Here is a 19,486-nt window from a genome sequence, read left to right on the forward strand (position 1 = left end):
TCCTTCCATTATTTTAAATGATGTAGTCAATATCTTCAAAGCTAAGTAAATGACCAAGCTTAGATTTCTTTGTACGGAGATAACTTTTATTATCTTCCTTTAACTCCATTTGTATAGGAATACGTTCTACAACCTCTAGTCCGTAGCCTTCAAGACCTTTAATTTTCCGAGGATTGTTCGTCATCAACCGCATTTGGCGAACGCCAAGATCCTTCAAAATTTGTGCGCCTATACCATAATCGCGCAAATCTGCCGGAAAGCCAAGCTTTAAATTAGCATCTACCGTATCAAAACCTTCTTCTTGCAGTGCATAGGCCTTCAATTTGTTAATCAGACCAATGCCTCTGCCCTCTTGGCGCATATAAAGCAGAACGCCGCTGCCTGCTTCTTCGATCTGTTTAAGCGCCGCTTCAAGCTGCGGTCCGCAGTCGCAACGATGCGAATGAAATACATCACCCGTTAAGCATTCAGAGTGAACCCGCACAAGCAAGGGACGTTCAGGATCGATGTCGCCTTTAACGAGAGCGATATGCTCTTTGTTATCCACCAAATTTGTATAAGCAATAGCGCGGAAAGTGCCAAAATCAGTTGGCAGCTTCACATCAACCGCTCGCTCAACAAGCTTTTCTTTCTCGTTGCGATATTGAATCAGCTCTTGAATCGTGATGAGCTTCAGATTGTGCTTTTCTTTAAAGACAAGCAAATCTGGCAAACGAGACATCGTGCCGTCTTCATTAATGATTTCACAAATCGCTGCTGCAGGCGCCGAACCGCACATGACCGCCAAATCTATAGCCGCCTCCGTATGTCCAGCACGACGGAGTACGCCGCCAGGTCTTGCAATCAAGGGGAAAATATGACCTGGCCTGCGGAAATCTGCTGCTTTCGTCGTCGGATCAATGAGCGCTTTAACCGTTTCTGAGCGTTCAAACGCAGAAATCCCAGTAGTCGTTCCAATATAATCAACGGAAACGGTAAATGCCGTTCCGTGATAATCGGTATTATGCGTAACCATTGGCGGAAGATCAAGCTGGTCTGCTCGCTCTTGCGTAATCGGAACACACACAAGACCTCTAGCCTCTGTAATCATAAAATTAATGACCTCAGGCGTCATTGTATCAGCAAGTGCAATAAGGTCGCCCTCATTTTCCCGATCCTCGTCATCAACGACAATAATCGGCTTGCCAAGCTTAAGATCAGCCAAAGCAGCTTCAACTGAATCAAATGGTTTTTTATCTGTTTGTTCCATATGGGTTTCCCTCCTTTGTGACAACCAAACCTTTATAAGGCTTCTACCTTACCTTCAAAGGTTATTTTAAAGTTTAAAACTAAACCATACCTTAAAGGCTAATACCAAACCTTAAAGGCTTTTCGAACCCACCCAAACCCTCCCTTCCAAGGGAGGGCCCCAAGGACTGCGTCCTCTGGACACCTGCAACTGGACTAACTTAGGCATTACTCAGGTGGCTGTGTGCTAACATTGGTTAAAGATCGCTTTCGTCCCTGCGGGACACGCTTGCTGTTTGGGCTCTCGAGTTTTCAAGACAACCATACCTTAAAGGCTTTTCGAACCCACCCAAACCCTCCCTTCCAAGGGAGGGCCCCAAGGACTGCGTCCTCTGGACACCTGCAACTGGACTAACTTAGGCATTAATCAGGTGGCTGTGTGCTAACATTGGTTAAAGATCGCTTTCGTCCCTGCGGGACACGCTTGCTGTTTGGGCTCTCGAGTTTTCAAGACAACCAAACCTTAAAGGCTTTTCGAACCCACCCAAACCCTCCCTTCCAAGGGAGGGCCCCAAGGACTGCGTCCTCTGGACACCTGCAACTGGACTAACTTAGGCATGACTCAGGTGGTTGTGTACTAACTTTGGGCTAATGATCGCTTTCGTCCCTGCGGGACACGCTTGCTGTTTATGCTCTCGAGTTTTCAAGACAACCAAACCCTCCCTTCCAAGGGAGGGCCCCAAGGACTGCGTCCTCTGGACACCTGCAATTGGACTAACGTAGGCATGACTCAGGTGGCTGTGTGTTAACATTGGTTAAAGAACGCTTTCGTCCCTGCGGGACACGCTTGCTGTTTGGGCTCTCGAGTTTTCAAGACTACCAAACCTTAAAAACTTTTCGAACCCACCCAAACCCTCCCTTCCAAGGGAGGGCCCCAAGGACTGCGTCCTCTGGACACCTGCAACTGGACTAACGTAGGCATGACTCAGGTGGTTGTGTGTTAACATTGCTTAAAGATCGCTTTCGTCCCTGCGGGACACGCTTGCTGTTTGGGCGATCTAGTCTTAGGTTACCTTAGTTTTGAGTTATGTTAGAGCACCTAAGTCGATACCTGCTTTCACTAGTATTAGACCACGTACATCTTACGCTCAATAGTTAACTGGAAAAACTCCATCTAATTCACCTGATTAGCCGTTTATTCTTTAATTAGCTGGAATTTCTCACGTTATATCAGCTCATTATTCGAACTTGAGGTGTATCTGTCCAATTTACATGGAGTATTTCCTGTTAATTGAAACCTAGAGCTGATTAGAACAAAATTAACAGTAGGTTTTACCGTTACATTGAAAACTTACGAATTGGGCAAGGAAAGCTAACCCATTTTCATATCGTTTTACAAAAAACCATTTTCCATAAGAAAAGATGTAGTGAGCTTGGCTTTGGCTGGCAAGGCTTCTGGCTGCTTGAAATGAAGCAGGTGATCGACGTACTTGCCGATGACATCACATTCGATATTTACGGTATCGCCTGCACGCTTATGCTGTAAGGCCGTTTCGCCTAATGTGTGTGGAATAATCGAAACGGATAACGTATGTGATGATGTATCCACTACAGTAAGGCTTATGCCATCAATCGTGATCGAGCCTTTTGGAATCACATAACGCAGCATGTCTGCGTCGTCGATATGGATTTTATAAACAACAGCATTAGCATCCGTTTCTCTTGACGTTATTTTCCCTGTTCCATCAACATGCCCCTGAACGATATGACCGCCAAAACGTCCGCCAGCTTGCATCGCTCTCTCTAAATTCACTTGTTCGCCAGCACGAAGCTGATGAAGATTAGACTTGCGATAAGTCTCAGGCATCACGTCAGCAGCAAATGATGCACCGTCAAACGACGTTACCGTTAAACAAACGCCATTTACCGAGATGCTATCACCCAGCTTAACACCATCTGTTACAAGGGATGCTCCGATGACTAGCCTCATCGCTTCGCCTTGCTTTGTGATTCCTTTCATCTTTCCCACTTCTTCCACTAATCCGGTAAACATGGGTTTCCTCCTCAAAGGTTCGCTAATGCAGCAAACCTACTTCAAAACAACATAAATCCTGCGATAATGCCAGAGATTTGTTCAACGCCGTATCCTTAATAAACGGGATATCCCGAGACGCAAATGTCCTCGCCGGCCATTTCTACACTTACTCGATCTAGGGAAATAGCATCTGCCATTTTTTCGAATCCAGCGAAAGTAAATGTACCTGGTGCATCCAAGCCGCCGATAATCTTGGTCGCGTAATACAGCATGATTTTATCAATAAGACCTGCCTCTAACATTGCACCATTTAATTGGCCGCCGCCCTCAAGCAAGATTGAGCCGATTTCAAGCTCTCCCAGTTTCTTCATCCCTTCACTGAGATCTACTTTTGCTCCCGTGCCGCAAATGATGACCTCAATCCCTGCTGCTTCAAGCGCTTGGCGATTGTCCAAGCTTGCTTGGCTGGAAGTTAAAACAATCGTTCTAATTGAGCGATCAGTTACAGCTCTGGCATTAAGCGGCAGCCTCAGTGCTGAATCCACGATAATCCGTATCGGATCAATTGCTGGGACAGATGCTCTCGTATTGAGCAGCGGATCGTCTGCAAGGACAGTGCCTATGCCAACCATAATGGCTTCATGCTGATGACGCAGCGTATGAACCTGCTCGCGAGCAACTGCACCAGTCACCCATCGGCTATCGCCTGAATGGGAAGCAATTTTGCCATCAAGCGTACTCGCAGTTTTTAAAGTAACGAATGGGAGGCGGGTCGTAATGTACTTATTAAATTTTTCATTCATTTGCTGCGATCTTTGCTCGAATACGCCAACCGTAACGTCGATCCCTTCTTCACGAAGCCTTGCAATGCCTCGGCCGGACACTGCTGGATTAGGATCGCCGCTTGCGACTACAACCCTTGCAGCTTTCGCATCAATGATACGTTCACAGCATGGAGGTGTCTTTCCAAAATGGCTGCATGGCTCTAACGTTACATAAACGGTTGCTCCTTCAGCCGCATCTCCCGCCATCTGAAGCGCATGCACTTCAGCATGACCGGTTCCTCGCTTTAGATGCGTGCCAATGCCGACAATCGCACCATCCTTTACGACGACGCAGCCGACAACAGGATTAATGCCGGTTTGACCCGAAGCTTTTGCAGCCATATCTAACGCTAATCCCATATAATATTCATCATTTAAAATGTCCATAAACAAAAAACACCCCCATCGGCATACGATCCGACAGGGGTGATGAAAGATAAAACGAGAACTACGACAAAACCGATCGATGTTGTCGGCTTTGAGAGCCGTCGCTATCTTATGTCGCAAAATTGCGAAATCGGTTTGTAAAGTACACTAAATAAACTAACCTAATATGTATGTGAAATAAAACACATACAAATAAGCAGTAAATTGTAGCTGTCGAAGCATCCCCTTCTCCCATCCAGACTGTACTGTCGGTCCCGGAGTTTCACCAGGTCCACCGTTCTAATCGTATTCTATCCAAATGATCTTGGATAAAATGCCGTTTAAACCGGGTCACGGACTGACGAGAGGCACAGAAATTCGGTTATCCGATATTCTGTGCCTTCCCGATCACCGCCGGTTAGGAATTTCACCTACCCCGAAGGATTGCTGCACTTACAATATTATAGTTAGTATCTTAACATTAAATCGTTTCGACTTCAACCTTTTCCATTTTGTCTCCGCCTTTGAAAGCATCAACAAACTCCATACCTTTTGAAACCTTGCCAAAAACAGTATGTCCGCCATCCAAATGCGGTTGTGGTGCATAACCGATATAGAATTGGCTGCCGCCTGTATTGCGACCAGCATGCGCCATTGCTAGTGAACCGCGCTCATGCTTATTAGGGTTGATTTCACAATTGATTTGGTATCCAGGACCGCCTGTACCTGTTCCGTTTGGACATCCGCCTTGAGCGACGAAACCTGGGATAACGCGGTGGAAAGTAAGACCGTTGTAAAATCCTTCGTTAGCAAGCTTTTCAAAGTTTGCTACTGTGTTTGGCGCGTCTTGATCGAATAGATCGATAAGAACCTCTCCGCCGTTTGCTAGTGTGATTTTTGCTTGTTTAGCCATTGCTGCATCTACCTTTCTTTTATCCGAATAAGACTACGTTACCAATTTCGCTCTTATTTCGCAAGCGATGATTTTTGAAGTCTTGCCGGAATGACGTCATTGCAAACGATATTTTCAAGCGATTCACGCTTAACAGCAAGGTCTGCCTGACCATCTTTAACGAAAACGACAGCCGGACGACGAATGCGGTTATAGTTGCTCGCCATTGCATAATTATAAGCACCCGTACAGAAAACAGCAAGTAAGTCGCCATTTTTTGCTTTAGGCAATTCCAAATCCCAAATGAGCATGTCGCCACTCTCGCAGCATTTGCCCGCGATGGAAACCGTTTCTTCAGCAGCTTCATTCGCACGATTAGCGAGTACTGCTTCATATTTGGATTGGTAAAGCGCTGGGCGAGGGTTGTCCGTCATACCACCGTCTACTGCAATGTATTTACGTACGCCTGGGATATTTTTGCTTGTACCTACTGTATACAAAGTTGTTCCTGCATCGCCAACCATACTGCGGCCCGGCTCTACCCAAATCTCAGGCAATGGGAACTCTGCATCTGTAAACTTCGAAATGATAGCGCCAGTAATTGCCGCAACATATTCGCTGATTGGCAATGGTGTGTCGCCATCAACATAACGAATACCAAAGCCGCCGCCAAGATTGATTACTTTAAACGTTAGGTTAAGCTCATTACGAATCTCTACCGCGAAATCAGCAACCTTGTCCACAGCCATACGGAAGCCTTCAACTTCGAAAATTTGTGAGCCAATATGGGAATGAACGCCCAAAACAATCAGGTTAGGCAGAGCAATCGCTTCTTGAATCGCTTGTTTTGCCGCGCCATTGCCAAGGTCGAAACCAAATTTCGAATCCGTTTGCCCAGTAGAAATATAGTCATGCGTATGTGCTTCAACGCCAGGCGTGATTCGAAGTAGAATGTTTACTTTCTTGCCTTTATCGCCAGCAAGTGCATTCAGAAGCTGAAGCTCCATGAAATTGTCAACGACAAAGCAGCCGATACCAGCATCAAGCGCCATGTTGATTTCCTCAGGCGTTTTGTTGTTGCCGTGGAAATGGATACGTTCAGCAGGGAAACCTGCTTGCATTGCTGTGTAAAGCTCACCGTCGGATACAACATCCAGCGATAGCCCTTCTTGCTCAGCAATCGCACACATTGCCATTACACTAAACGCTTTGCTTGCGTATGCGACTTGAAATCTAAGTCCTGATGCTTTGAAGGCTTCTACATACTCGCTTGCGCGCTTACGAACAAGAGCCTCATCCACAATATATAGTGGCGTACCAAACTGTGCAGCCAAATCAGCTACATCACAGCCGCCAATTTCCAAATGTCCTTTTTCGTTAATATTACTAGTTCCATGCAGGTACATAATTTCCCCTCAGCTTTCTTCTATCTGCATGCAGATAGAACGGATAGAATTTGCATTAATAGGTTTAGTATAACGCAATTTACCCGGACTACGAAATGGATAAATCCACATTTCATTTGCATTTTATGAATCTACTCTGTATTTGGCATCTTATCGCTCTGCTGAGGCCGCAAAATATTTGGGCGCTGCCGGTTGTACAGGACTGGCTGACGGATGATAATGCTCCAAAGGGCGTGCATATCAAACGGTATAATGGGCCACATATACGGACGGTTGAACGAGCGCTCTACAATCAGTATCAGCAGAATAACCGTCGTTGCAATAACAAAGCCAGGCACACTGAAGGCAGCCACCGACACAATCAGCACGAGCCGTACGATTCGATTGGCTAGTCCAAGCTCATAGCTTGGTGTTGCAAACATGCCGATCGCTGAGATCGCCATATACAAAATAACCTCGTTAACAAAAACGCCAGTCTTTACCGCAATATCGCCAATGAGAATCGCTGCGACTAATGACATAGCCGTTGCAAGTGAGGTAGGCGTATGAACGGAAGCCATGCGCAGCAAATCCACCCCAATCTCAGCTATCAGAAATTGTACGACTAATGGCAGTTTGCCTGTCTTACTCGGACCAATAAACTCAAGAGCAACCGGCTTCATCTCTGGATGCATAACAAATAACAGCCATAACGGCAGCATGAACAGCGATGCCAATATCCCGATAAATCGCACCCAACGCAAATAGGTTCCAATAAACGGTGTTTGTCGATTCTCCTCTGCATGCTGCATTAGATCGGTATAAGTAGTCGGCAGCGTCATAACACTTGGCGAAGTATCAACGAATACAGCTACAGCACCCTCCAGAAGATGTGCAGCTACCGTATCGGGTCTCTCTGAATATCGAACAAGCGGGAAGGGATTCCAGCCCCTCTTTACAGTGGACTCCTCCAGTTGTTTGTCCGCAAGCGGCAAGCCGTCTATTTTAACCATAGCGATTTTGTCTTTGACGGACTTAAGCAGCTCCTTGTCCACAATATCGTCGATATAAGCAATACAAACGTCCGTTTGTGTCCGATCGCCCACCCGCACAATTTCATATCGAAGCTGGGGATCACGCAGCCGTCTGCGAACAAGTGAAATGTTGACCATCAACGTTTCTACGAAGCCATCTCTGCTGCCGCGTACTACTTTCTCAAGCGAAGGCTCCTCAGGTCCTCTTGCGGGGAAAGCCTTCGCATCAATCATGAGAACACTGGATTCACCATCAATAAACAATGCGGTTACACCGGATAACACGCACGTCAGCATGTTATTCCAATCGTCTTCCTTTATGACCTGCGCCGCAGGAACATACAAATCAAGGAAGGAATGAAAGGCATCCGCAGATAAATCCTCGGGTTGGAGATACGTTAATCGCTTAAGCACATCTGACAGCAGCGTATCCTTAACCAAACCGTTCAACGATAACATTGCTGTGCGCTTCTCGCCAAACGTCATCTCTCTCACTACAACGTCAAAGCTTACTTTATAACCGATCTCATTTTCCAATCTCATCAGAACTTCATCCAAATCGCTCGGAATCGGAGTTATGTCTTTATTGCCGTTTTTATTGGAAACAGCTGTGCTGACATTGTTTTTTTTATTTCCACTACCGTATGATGTTTTGTTTCCTGATACCCCCGATTCCTCTTTCTGTTGATCCTCATTGACTTCTAAAAACGGAGGTCTTCCATCTTGTTCATTATCGTTGTCATGAAAATTTTCATTGTCATTCATGTTAGCTCACCCCATCCTTACTGTATCACCATTGAAATACTAACCAATCGAATAAAGACCCCAACGTTTTACCTAGAACCATTGCCATGACGAGACTGACCATATAGGCAGATAAATTCATTCTTTTGGCCAAAATCGGGAGCACATTCATTACCTCAGTCAAGGCTGCTGCGAGCATTCCCACAAACATGCCATCGATCAGCCCAGTCGCACTTAAAAATAGACCCGAAGGCAGCGAAAGCTTCCAGCTCATAAAATCAGCAAAGGTCCAGTACAGCGAACCGGATATGACGGCGGTCTCAAACCATACCGACATCCGGTAAGCATTAGCAACTTGAGCAAGCCGCGGAATGAGATCAAGGACAATTAGCAATGCTACCAACCCACTGCCTACAGCAAGACCCCCTGCCAAGCCTAGCAGAGCAATAAAAATATTAGCAGCAGCACTAATCATGCTTGTTCCCCTGCGTTTGATCGTAATCCGATTTTTTACGCATTTCGTCGGCGATGACATAGGCATTTACATTTTCTTGATACATATACAGTTCAACCTCAAGCGGGTTAGGCTCCTCATTGAATCGTTTTCGGAATAAATGGTTGAAAAACAATACCATCCCAAGTCCGATGCCCAGAGAATAAGGGATTTGAAACCATAGCGGATGCTCTGTGCGCTTCCCCGTTATCAGCTCGACAATTCGGATATGAACCTCCTTCATACTGACATCCGTATGAAAATTCATAATCGCAAGGCCCGCTCCAAAGAACAGCAGCAGCCACGAAAAAATAAGTACTGCAATACGCGGTTTTACTGGCTTCTCCGCCACCATAACGAGCACTTGAGGGTCACCATAGGCTTCTACAGTTAAACCCGGCTCAAGCTCTCTTATCGCTTTGACGATTTGAAGCAAGTCTATAACGACGCGATTGCCATCCGCCTTCTTGTGCTCGTAAAGAACAAGCCCCTTCAAGCGGTTCTCAAGCAAGTCATCCTTTGCGAGCAGCCTCGCTGCTTGGCCTAAGGAAACGCGTTGATTCGGTTTCATATATATCCGTTTTTTCAGACGCAGATAGAGGACCGAATGGTTTGGTTTTGCCATTTGTCAACTTCCCTTCTGCTGATACGTTGGTGTATGTTTCCCTTTTAGTATGATAAAAGGACGATTCGGATACTCATGCAAATTGAGGTAAAAAATAGAAAAAAACCAAACCGCCTTAAAGGGCGATTTGGTCTCGGATGGACTGCAATATTTTTTTCTCAAGCCGTGATACCTGTACCTGTGATATACCAAGCCTGCTCGCTACTTCGGATTGCGTTTTGTCACGGTAATACCGCAAATATACAATCAATCGTTCACGCTCGCTTAGACCTTCGATGGCTTCCACAAGCGCAAGCTTGTCAAACCACCGATCCTGAGATTCATCGGCTATTTGATCCATCAGCGTGATCGGGTCCCCGTCATTTTCAAACACAGTTTCGTGTATCGAAGTTGGCGGCTTATTCGCTTCTTGAGCGAATACAACATCCTCTGGGGTAATGCCTAGCCGCTCCGCAACCTCGCTAATGGTGGGCAATCGACCTAACGTTTTGGAAAGCTCATCCTTCATTTTGCGCACCTTATTGGCGGTTTCCTTGAGGGATCTGCTAACTTTCAACGTACCATCATCGCGTAAAAATCGCTGAATTTCCCCAATGATCATGGGAACTGCATAAGTTGAAAACTTAACATCATAAGACAAATCGAATTTGTCTACTGATTTAAGCAATCCTATGCAGCCGATTTGGAACAAATCATCGGGCTCATAACCACGATTGATGAACCGCTGCACGACTGACCAAACTAGCCGAATATTACACTGTACGAGTGTATCCCTTGCAAGCGTATCGCCGGACTGACTTAACGCAATAAGCCGCTTCACTTCCGCGTCATCCAAGTATGGCTGGGCCGTCTGCTTTAGATTGACATCCATGAGGTTCAACCCCTATACGCTAATTGTAGAGCGCTTTTTTCGATTCAATTCGTTTAAGCATTGCTACGCGTGTGCCGCCATCTACCTGACTTGAAACCTCAAAACGATCCATAAAGTTTTCCATAATCGTGAAGCCCATTCCAGAGCGCTCAAGCTCAGGCTTCGACGTGTAAAGCGGTTGACGAGCAAGCTCCAAATCTTCAATACCGCGACCGTTATCCGACACCGTTAAGGAAACCGAATCTCCTTCAATTCTTGCCTCTATTTTGACCTGACAAGTAGGATCGTTCTCGTAGCCATGTATAATCGCATTCGTTACAGCCTCTGACACAGCCGTTTTCAAATCATTCAGCTCCTCGAGCGTCGGATCCAGCTGTGACACAAATGCCGCTACCGCGATTCGTGCAAAGGCTTCGTTTTCCGATCGGGCGCTGAAGGAAAGCGTCATTTCATTGGAACCGTTCATGACACCACCTCCAAACTAGAAATTGCGGTACGTTCGTTTTCATGAATCGTCAGAATTTTGAACAGACCCGACATTTCGAATAGGCGATGAACATTCGGATTCACATCGCAGACGACCATTTTGCCACCCTTGCTCTTCACCTGCTTGTAACGGCCCAATATGACGCCTAGACCGGAGCTGTCCATGAACTGCAGCTCCTTCAAGCTAAGAATGACATGTTCGCTGTTACCGCGAAGTAGAGCCTCTTCCATCTTAAAGCGTACGACATCGGCAGTATGATGATCCAACTCGCCCCGAAGCCTTACGATCAGCACATTGCGGTATTGCTCCAATTCTGCTTGCAGACTCATTATGCTGTTCATCTCCTCTAGGTTTTTTCAAACACAAGCAAACGTCTTTGGCGTCTTTTGGGACGCTAAAGCAGCTTTGACGGTGAACCATAAGGCAAGTATAAAAAAACGATATACCTGCTTATCTATTAAGAAAGAATAGGTCATACCTATATCCCTCCTAACCTTTCACCGTGAAACGTGGACTGATCTGCGGTGAGTCAGGTTCAGCCGTTTACACTTGCCGAGATAGAACTAGCAATTCTCCAAAATGCTTCACGATTCCTGCATGCCGACAAAACTAGAAGCATACCGCTAACAGCTGACAAAAAACGAGTCGCTTTCAGACATAAAGTTTATGTGTTTGTTACGCAAATAGACCAGAGAAGGAACGCTTCAACAATTTCCACCAGCCTGCCCGTTCAACAGACAAGGGAGCATCCACATCAAATTCTTTGAGCACTTGATCGCCTTGATAGACAACAAGCTTGCCAATCGGTTGACCGATTTGAACTGGCGCCTTGAGCGGACCCGCAATTTTCAGCTCATAACGGATATCTTTTGTTGGACTGCCCTTTTTAAGCAAAACGCTGTACGCATGCTTAGCGACAAGCGGAAGTTCCGCGGCAGTGCCCTTCTCGATTTTCAGCGTCCCCATCGACTCGCCTTCTTTAATAATCGAGTGATTCATATACTGCGCGAACGTGTAATCGAACATTTGCGACACTTCAGCATTTCTGGTTTTCGTATCCGGCTCTCCCATTACAACGGCAATGACGCGCATGTCATCACGCCTTGCTGTAGCCGAAAGGCAATATTTTGCTTCACTCGTGAAGCCAGTCTTCAAACCATCAGCGCCACTATAAAAACGTACTAGCTTATTCGTATTTACGAGCCAGAAAGGCTTCGCGGACGTCTTCCTTAAGTAATCCTGATAAAGCCCTGTATATTTAGTTACTTCCGAATGCTTTAATAGCTCCCGAGACATCACCGCAATATCATGCGCCGATGAGAAGTGATTGGCTACAGGAAGGCCGTTTGGGTTAGAAAACTGTGTATCGTTCATGCCAAGCTGCTGGGCCCGCTCATTCATCATCGTTACGAATTGCTGCTCTGTACCCGCAAGCTTCTCAGCCATAGCCACGGATGCATCATTGCCTGATGCGAGCGCTATGCCCTTAATCATATCGTCTACGGTCATTTCTTCTCCCGGCTCAAGAAAGATTTGAGAGCCGCCCATAGAAGCTGCATATTCGCTCGTTTGTACCTTGTCTGTAAGTTTAATCTTGCCGTCATCAAGGGCCTCCATAATAAGCAGCAGCGTCATTATTTTGGTGATACTTGCAGGCGGTAGCTTATCATGGCTATTTTTTTCATAAATAACCGTCCCGCTATCCGCATCCATAAGGATGGCAGAACGAGCTGAAGGTGCTAAATTAGCGTTAGAGGCCTGACTTTGCGGCGCAGGGGTCGGACCGGGAGCTGGTGTTGGCTCCACAGCAGCAAAAGCAGCTGTCGGCAGCACAAGCGCGAATGCAAGAATGATTATACAGAGCTTCATAGTACGATTTACCAACTAAATCTCCTCCTGTTCAAGTTTTGTGAAGCAAAACTTACTTCGTAAGCAATCGCTTAGTTTTGAGAAGCAAAACTTGCTTCGTAAGCATCCGCTTAGTTTTGAGATGCAAAACTCGCTTCGTAAGCATTCGCTTAGTTTTGAGATGCAAAACTTACTTCGTAAGTGTTCTAAGCTGCGCAATTCGCTTATATTTCTCTTTTTAGTGTTGACTCTTAAGTTGGAAATTATTCCATCAGCTAGAGTTAATTGAAACGCAAAAAAATCCGCCCCCAAATTGCGGAGCGGATTTCATAATAAAATATTTAATTATACCTAGTAATGCCTTCTGCTGTTATTACGGATAATAGCAATGGACGTGACAGCGGCTTCTCCGAAGATATCGTATATGCTTGCTTTACTCGCTCAGCAACTGCAAGTGTGGATTCATTTGATTCACGGACATGAAGCAGGGCAAGCGTATCACCAGCATTTACTGGATCTCCAAACTTCTTGCGAAGCGTGACTCCAACGGCGTAATCAATTGAAGCGTCGTATGTCGCCCTTCCTGCACCAAGCAGCATAGCGGCTATCCCCAGCTGTTCGGCTTCAATCGCGTTGACAAAACCAGAGTCCACTGCTTTCACTTCTACAATGAAAGGCGCTTGCGGAAGCTTAGTTGGGTCATCAACAATTGAAGCGTCCCCACCCTGAGCAGTAATAAATGCTTTGAACTTATCTAAAGCAGCTCCGCTTGCGATCTGATCACGCAGCAGCTGCTTCGCAGACTCCACAGTATCGGATTTCCCGCCTAAGATAACCATATGAGCCCCAAGCGTTAAACAAAGCTCTGTAAGATCCTCAGGACCATTTCCTTTGAGCGTTTCAATTGATTCTTGTACTTCTAAAGCATTTCCAATCGCAAAGCCAAGCGGCTGATCCATATTACTTATTACAGCAGCCGTATTCCGTCCGACTTCTGTTCCGATATCTACCATCGCTTGCGCTAATTGCTCAGAATGCTCTAGCGTTTTCATAAATGCTCCACTGCCTGTTTTGACATCAAGCACGATGGCATTAGCGCCTGCAGCAATTTTTTTGCTCATTACTGAGCTTGCGATAAGTGGAATGGACTCTACTGTAGCGGTAACATCACGAAGGGCATATAGCTTCTTATCCGCTGGCGCAAGATTTCCGCTCTGCCCTATGACGGATAAACCAATATCGTTTACCTGTGTCATAAATTTCTCGCGTGAGAGCTCCGTACGAAAGCCTTCAATGGATTCCAGCTTATCAATCGTTCCGCCAGTGTGGCCTAAGCCTCGACCGGACATTTTGGCAACAGGAATGCCTACGGATGCGACTAATGGCGCAAGGATCAACGTTGTTTTATCCCCCACGCCTCCTGTGCTATGTTTATCGACTTTAATTCCGCTAATAGGACCAAGATCGACCTGATCGCCTGAATTAGCCATTGCTAGTGTTAAAGCTGCTGTTTCTCTAGGCGTCATCCCTTGAAAAAAAACAGCCATCGCCCATGCTGACAGCTGATAATCCGGGATATCGCCACGAGAATAACCATCAATTAAAAAAGTTAACTCCGAAGCGGTCAGCTCGCCGCCATCTCTTTTCTTCTGTATAAGATCTACCGACCGCATTTGTCCCTCTCCATTCACCATTACGTTGTTAATCCGTTATAAAGCGCGTCGCTCCCTCTGCACCTGGACAATAATCTCATCTAAAGTCTGGCTTAGTACAAGCACGTCCAAGTGCTGAAGGCTTTCATTCAATAGAGCTGCTTCTATCATTTTTTTACGTAACTGCTCCATCTGCGTGAGAACTTGCTTGTCCATGTCATTGTCCACTCCATCTTTCTTTGATCATGGACATTATACGACGAAACGTAAAAAAAACACTGTCATATTGAGTCGACGAATATATTACAATTGTGTTACGAATTTGTTACATTTTCGCAATCAATGCATTAACTAGACCCAAAAATTGGGACTTGACACGTTCAGTCGTTTCCATAACTTCTCCATGCGACAGCGGTTGATCCAAAATACCCGCTGCCATATTGCTAATACACGATATTCCGATGACCTCAATCTCTGAATGACGCGCTGCAATGACTTCGGCAACAGTCGACATTCCGACAGCATCAGCTCCAAGAACCCGCAGCATTCGAATTTCTGCTGGTGTCTCATAAGTTGGTCCAAGCAAACCTGCATACACACCTTCACGAAGTGTAAAGCCTTGCTCTTTTGCAATATCTCTTGCAACAGCACGCAGACGCTTGCTGTATGCCTCCGACATATCTGGGAACCTTACGCCAAGCTCGTTGTCGTTTGGTCCGATTAACGGATTTTTGCCAGTCATATTCAAATGGTCTGAAATCAACATTAGGTTGCCTGCTTCATAATCCATATTGACTCCGCCAGCTGCATTGGTAACAAGCAATGTTTTCACGCCTAGCGCCTTCATGACACGTACAGGGAATGCCGTTAGTTCCGGACCATAACCTTCATACATATGAAAACGACCGCGCATCAGCAATACCGTTCTGCCCGAAAGTGTACCAATGAGCAGCTCGCCCGCATGTCCTTCAACAGTGGAAATCGGGAAATGAGGAATATCATGATATTGAATCGTAATCGCATTTTCCAAATAGTCTCCAAGCACGCCAAGTCCCGAACCCATAATTAGACCAATTTCCGGTCTTTGCTCTGTTTGAGCCTCGATATATTGTGCTGCTTCCTTAATGTTTGCTGCTGTTAGTCCTGCCGAAGTAATTGTTGTCATTCTATTTCCTCCTAAAAGTATGTTCATAAAACGATTTGTACCTATTTGTAAAAATAATTACTCATTTTCCCTTGTAATAAGCTCAGACAGGAAGCTGGTTCCGTTAGGTGGTGCTGCAACACCAAAATTATCAGCTATTGTTGCTCCAAGATCAGAGAACGTAGAACGTACTTGGAGAGGCCCCGGCTCGTTAAAAGAAGGACTCACTAGCAATATTGGTACATATTCACGAGTATGGTCTGTACCTGGATGTACGGGATCATTGCCATGGTCCGCAGTCACGATAAGCAAGTCATGCTTGCCAAGCTGTTTCTCAAGCAAAGGGATTGCTACGTCGAACTCTTCCAAAGCTGAGGCGTAGCCAATTGGATCGCGGCGATGGCCATAAAGCGAGTCGAAATCTACAAGGTTCGTGAACAGAAGGCCTTTAAAAGGCTGCTTCAGTTGTTCGATCGTTTTGTCGATGCCGTCCGCATTGCTTTTTGTCGGAGTAGAAGCTGTAATGCCTTCTCCGTCAAAAATATCATTGATTTTCCCAATTGCAATGGAATCAAAACCAGCGTCCTTCAACGCATTCAATACTGTTGGCTGTGGAGGCTTCACCGCGTAATCATGACGATTAGGCGTTCGTTTGAAAGCGCCTGGCTCGCCAATATAAGGTCTTGCGATGACGCGCCCTACTGTGAAGCGCTCGTCCATTGTCAGCTCTCTTGCTATTTCACAAGCGCGGTAGAGCTCCTCCAGCGGAATGATGTCCTCATGCGCAGCAATTTGAAATACACTATCAGCTGATGTATATACAATCCATGCGCCAGTTTCCATTTGCTCGGCACCCAGCTCATCGAGTATGTCTGTACCGCTTGCTGGTTTGTTGCCAATGACTTTACGGCCTGTTCGCTCCTCGAAAGGAGTAAGCAGCTCAGGAGGAAAACCGTCCGGAAACGTTTGAAACGGCACTGTCATTTCTAGCCCCATAAGCTCCCAGTGACCAGTCATCGTATCCTTGCCAACGGACACCTCGGCCATTTTACCATAATAAGCTGCGGGAGCTTCTGCAGATGGACTCCAATCATGGATGCTCGCTATTCGATCAAGCCCCCATCTTCTAAGATTCGGAAGCTGCGTTGACGGTGCTTTTTCTATGATATGGCCTAGCGTATGTGAGCCAAGATCACCGAATGCCTCAGCATCTGGCAGTTCACCTATTCCAACGCTATCCAATACGATTACTGTTATTCGATCAAATCTCATATGTATGACTACCTCCTCTGTAATTGGGATTTATCGATGTCGACCATTGTTAAGCACGCGGATGAGCTCGAGAATAGACTTCTTTCATTCGCTCTTTGGACACTTGGGTATACTTGAGTGTAGATGATATATCCGCATGTCCTAGCAGTTCCTGAACAGAACGAATATCCGCTCCGTTTTCGAGTAAATGTGCTGCTACGGAATGTCTAAGCGTATGTGGCGTAATCTCTTCTTCAATCCCAGCTTCCTTCGCGTACTTCTTTATCGTCTTCCAAAATCCTTGTCTTGTCAAACGTGTTCCTAAATGATTAAGAAACAACGCCGATTCAGACGCTCTTTCTGTCAGCAATTCATCACGGCCATATTGCAAATAGTCTACAATTGCCTCCGAAGCTAATTTCCCGAAAGGAACAAGCCGTTCCTTTTGGCCCGTACCCATACATTGAATAAATTCTAGCTGCATATTAACATGCTCAATATTAAGCGAGACAAGCTCTGACACTCTAATTCCTGTTGCATAAATGAGCTCCAGCATAGCTTTGTCACGTTTGCCGGCAGCACTTGAGCAATTAGGCGTCTCAAGCAGCGTATTCGTCACAGAGACGCTTAATATGCTTGGCGGCTTCTTCTCCTGCTTTGGGGCCTCCATATAGATAGAGGGATTGCTTTGAATAACGCCCTCTGCAAGAAGAAAATGAAAAAAGGCTCGTACTGACACGATGTGCCTCGATATTGTAGCGGCTTTCCTGCCCTGTTCCTTCAAGTGGAGCATATACCTCGACATGTGATGCCGCTGCACAGCAGTAAGCTCGGTCAAGCCTTGCTGGTCAATATAAGCTATAAATTGATTCAAATCCCGCTCATATGAAGAAAGCGTATTTGCTGACAAACCTCGTTCTACCCGCAAATGTTGAATGTAGCGATTTAAATGAGCCTTCATTGGACTTCCTTTCACATAAGACACCATTCTAACATACTTTTCTACAAAAATATTCAACATTCGACTCTATTAATCCTGCTTGAGATCGTTTATCTGCACAACCTTAACAATCCTTTACTCCCCATACCAATAAAACCAGCGAAGCCGATCGGCAGCATCTTTACTGTCTGGAGAATTTGGGTCCGTCACAAAAACCTTCATGGCATGCCCTTTAGGCTCACGATAAGGATGGATAGGTGAAATCGCGTCGGCAAGCCAGCGATAGCCCCCTGTGACGACAAAAAGCAAAACTATAAAAACAAAAATAAAGAAAATACGGCTCGTCCATCTCCGTATCGAGAAAACCATGTAAACCAGCCTCCTTCATTAGCCGATACGTTGTCACTTGTCCATCCGTATCACCATATGAGGAGGCAGGTTCTATTATGTCAATCATCCTTCAATTGCTCGAAAGGAACGTTATTCAACAAATTTTCTAATGGCACATAAGGCTGATTAGTCGCTGTAGCAACCGGCTTATACGTTACTTTTCCTGCATGAGTATTCACGCCTTTTTGCAGCGGCAAGCTTTTTTGAACAGCGTTCATGCCATTATTCGCCAAATCAAGCGCATAGGAGCTCGTTACGTTCGTTAAAGCGATGGTCGACGTCCGCGGCACTGCGCCTGGTATATTAGCAACGGCATAATGAACGACCCCGTGCTTCATATAAATTGGATCTTTATGCGTGGTCGGCCGGTCTACTGTTGCAATCGATCCACCTTGGTCGACTGCTACATCGACGATTACTGCACCTTTTTTCATACTTTGAACCATCGGTTCAGTTACCAAATGCGGTGCGCGTGCACCTGGAATAAGAACTGCCCCTATAAGCAAATCTGCTTTTGCAACAGCTTCTGCAATATGATACGGACTCGACATTAGCGTACGAATTCTTCCGCCAAAAATATCATCCAAATATCTCATACGGTCTGCACTTTTCTCCAAAATAACTACATTTGCACCCATCCCGAGCGCAATTTTCGCCGCATTCGTCCCAACGATTCCGCCACCAATAATGACGACCTCTGCTGGTGGAACGCCTGGAACCCCGCCGAGCAGCACCCCTCTTCCGCCGTTAAACGCTTCTAAAAACTGCGCACCTACCTGCACTGACATTCTGCCTGCCACCTCACTCATCGGCGTAAGCAGCGGCAGGCTGCCGTTTGCAAGCTGTATCGTCTCATAAGCGATACCCGTCACTCCACTGTCCACGAGCGCTTTCGTCAAATCAGGCGCTGCGGCCAAATGCAAGTACGTAAACAGCAACAAGCCTTCGCGAAAATAACCGAACTCCTCAGAAAGAGGCTCTTTCACCTTCATAATCATTTCCGCACGCGTCCATACCTCTGCTGCGGTTGCAACGATCTCAGCACCTTCACGCTCGTAATCGCTGTCTTCAAAACCACTGCCGCTGCCCGCTCCAGTTTCTACAAGCACTTTATGCCCAGCTCCTGACAACATCGTAACGCCAGCGGGAGTTAAGGCAACACGGTACTCGCTTTGTTTAATTTCTTTTGGTACGCCTACAATCATGCCCATTTCCTCCTCTAAAGCTTTGTGATTGTTGATGCTTAAATAACCGCTTTCTATGTTGTATGAGAGTTCG

19 protein-coding genes and 1 riboswitch are annotated in these 19,486 nt (G+C 46.0%); all 19 genes read right to left on the minus strand.

All coding sequences use genetic code 11. The features are described 5' to 3' along the window. Window positions 1-13: 13 nt before the first annotated feature. The 19 genes from AC0VYE_RS20780 to ald all read right to left on the minus strand — a co-directional run bounded on the left by AC0VYE_RS20780 (window position 14) and on the right by ald (window position 19,413). Window positions 14-1,249, minus strand: a complete 1,236-nt coding sequence (locus tag AC0VYE_RS20780; RefSeq protein WP_076271384.1) for a bifunctional 3,4-dihydroxy-2-butanone-4-phosphate synthase/GTP cyclohydrolase II — start codon at window positions 1,247-1,249, stop codon at window positions 14-16. Between the two features lie 1,371 nt (window positions 1,250-2,620). Beyond that, a complete protein-coding gene (gene ribE / locus AC0VYE_RS20785) occupies window positions 2,621-3,280 on the minus strand; it encodes a riboflavin synthase (RefSeq protein ID WP_430057908.1) in 660 nt (219 codons plus the stop codon). A 95-nt stretch (window positions 3,281-3,375) separates the two neighbouring features. Further along, window positions 3,376-4,473 carry a bifunctional diaminohydroxyphosphoribosylaminopyrimidine deaminase/5-amino-6-(5-phosphoribosylamino)uracil reductase RibD gene (gene ribD, locus AC0VYE_RS20790; RefSeq protein WP_475442786.1) on the minus strand — a complete coding sequence of 366 codons (1,098 nt, stop codon included), beginning with the start codon at window positions 4,471-4,473 and terminating at the stop codon, window positions 3,376-3,378. Between the two features lie 219 nt (window positions 4,474-4,692). Then, window positions 4,693-4,900, minus strand: a riboswitch (FMN riboswitch). A gap of 33 nt (window positions 4,901-4,933) precedes the next feature. Further along, window positions 4,934-5,365 carry a peptidylprolyl isomerase gene (locus AC0VYE_RS20795; protein ID WP_076271387.1) on the minus strand — a complete coding sequence of 144 codons (432 nt, stop codon included), beginning with the start codon at window positions 5,363-5,365 and terminating at the stop codon, window positions 4,934-4,936. Between the two features lie 53 nt (window positions 5,366-5,418). Further along, window positions 5,419-6,750 (minus strand): diaminopimelate decarboxylase, encoded by a 1,332-nt coding sequence (lysA, locus tag AC0VYE_RS20800; RefSeq protein WP_076271388.1) that lies wholly within the window; start codon window positions 6,748-6,750, stop codon window positions 5,419-5,421. Between the two features lie 131 nt (window positions 6,751-6,881). After that, a complete protein-coding gene (locus AC0VYE_RS20805; RefSeq protein ID WP_475442787.1) occupies window positions 6,882-8,528 on the minus strand; it encodes a spore germination protein in 1,647 nt (548 codons plus the stop codon). 25 nt (window positions 8,529-8,553) lie between these two features. Further along, window positions 8,554-8,982 (minus strand): stage V sporulation protein AB, encoded by a 429-nt coding sequence (locus AC0VYE_RS20810; protein ID WP_076271390.1) that lies wholly within the window; start codon window positions 8,980-8,982, stop codon window positions 8,554-8,556. After that, window positions 8,975-9,625 carry a stage V sporulation protein AA gene (locus AC0VYE_RS20815; protein WP_076271391.1) on the minus strand — a complete coding sequence of 217 codons (651 nt, stop codon included), beginning with the start codon at window positions 9,623-9,625 and terminating at the stop codon, window positions 8,975-8,977. The genes AC0VYE_RS20810 and AC0VYE_RS20815 overlap by 8 nt, the downstream gene beginning before the upstream one ends. A 115-nt stretch (window positions 9,626-9,740) precedes the next feature. Next, window positions 9,741-10,496 carry an RNA polymerase sporulation sigma factor SigF gene (gene sigF, locus AC0VYE_RS20820; protein WP_054024324.1) on the minus strand — a complete coding sequence of 252 codons (756 nt, stop codon included), beginning with the start codon at window positions 10,494-10,496 and terminating at the stop codon, window positions 9,741-9,743. A 19-nt stretch (window positions 10,497-10,515) separates the two neighbouring features. Continuing rightward, window positions 10,516-10,962, minus strand: a complete 447-nt coding sequence (spoIIAB, locus tag AC0VYE_RS20825; RefSeq protein WP_076271392.1) for an anti-sigma F factor — start codon at window positions 10,960-10,962, stop codon at window positions 10,516-10,518. Further along, window positions 10,959-11,312 (minus strand): anti-sigma F factor antagonist, encoded by a 354-nt coding sequence (gene spoIIAA, locus AC0VYE_RS20830; RefSeq protein ID WP_076271393.1) that lies wholly within the window; start codon window positions 11,310-11,312, stop codon window positions 10,959-10,961. Before spoIIAA ends, spoIIAB begins: the two co-directional genes overlap by 4 nt. 346 nt (window positions 11,313-11,658) lie before the next feature. After that, window positions 11,659-12,852, minus strand: a complete 1,194-nt coding sequence (locus AC0VYE_RS20835) for a D-alanyl-D-alanine carboxypeptidase family protein (RefSeq protein ID WP_339209679.1) — start codon at window positions 12,850-12,852, stop codon at window positions 11,659-11,661. A 320-nt stretch (window positions 12,853-13,172) separates the two neighbouring features. Then, entirely contained in the window at window positions 13,173-14,504 is a 1,332-nt protein-coding gene (locus tag AC0VYE_RS20840) for a pyrimidine-nucleoside phosphorylase (RefSeq protein ID WP_475442788.1), read from the minus strand. Window positions 14,505-14,540: 36 nt separating this feature from the next. Beyond that, window positions 14,541-14,699, minus strand: a complete 159-nt coding sequence (locus AC0VYE_RS20845; RefSeq protein ID WP_083682665.1) for an aspartyl-phosphate phosphatase Spo0E family protein — start codon at window positions 14,697-14,699, stop codon at window positions 14,541-14,543. A 109-nt stretch (window positions 14,700-14,808) separates the two neighbouring features. Beyond that, window positions 14,809-15,648, minus strand: a complete 840-nt coding sequence (locus tag AC0VYE_RS20850) for a purine-nucleoside phosphorylase (RefSeq protein ID WP_076271395.1) — start codon at window positions 15,646-15,648, stop codon at window positions 14,809-14,811. 57 nt (window positions 15,649-15,705) lie between these two features. Next, window positions 15,706-16,899, minus strand: coding sequence for a phosphopentomutase (deoB, locus tag AC0VYE_RS20855; RefSeq protein WP_475442789.1), 1,194 nt, complete (start codon window positions 16,897-16,899; stop codon window positions 15,706-15,708). A gap of 49 nt (window positions 16,900-16,948) precedes the next feature. Then, a complete protein-coding gene (xerD, locus tag AC0VYE_RS20860; protein ID WP_475442790.1) occupies window positions 16,949-17,899 on the minus strand; it encodes a site-specific tyrosine recombinase XerD in 951 nt (316 codons plus the stop codon). Between the two features lie 54 nt (window positions 17,900-17,953). Then, on the minus strand, window positions 17,954-18,187 hold the full coding sequence (locus AC0VYE_RS20865; protein ID WP_076271397.1) for a DUF4227 family protein: 234 nt from the start codon (window positions 18,185-18,187) through the stop codon (window positions 17,954-17,956). Window positions 18,188-18,267: 80 nt separating this feature from the next. After that, window positions 18,268-19,413, minus strand: coding sequence for an alanine dehydrogenase (ald, locus tag AC0VYE_RS20870; protein WP_076271398.1), 1,146 nt, complete (start codon window positions 19,411-19,413; stop codon window positions 18,268-18,270). Window positions 19,414-19,486: the final 73 nt, after the last annotated feature.

This window comes from Pristimantibacillus sp. Z349TD_6 (assembly GCF_056173205.1).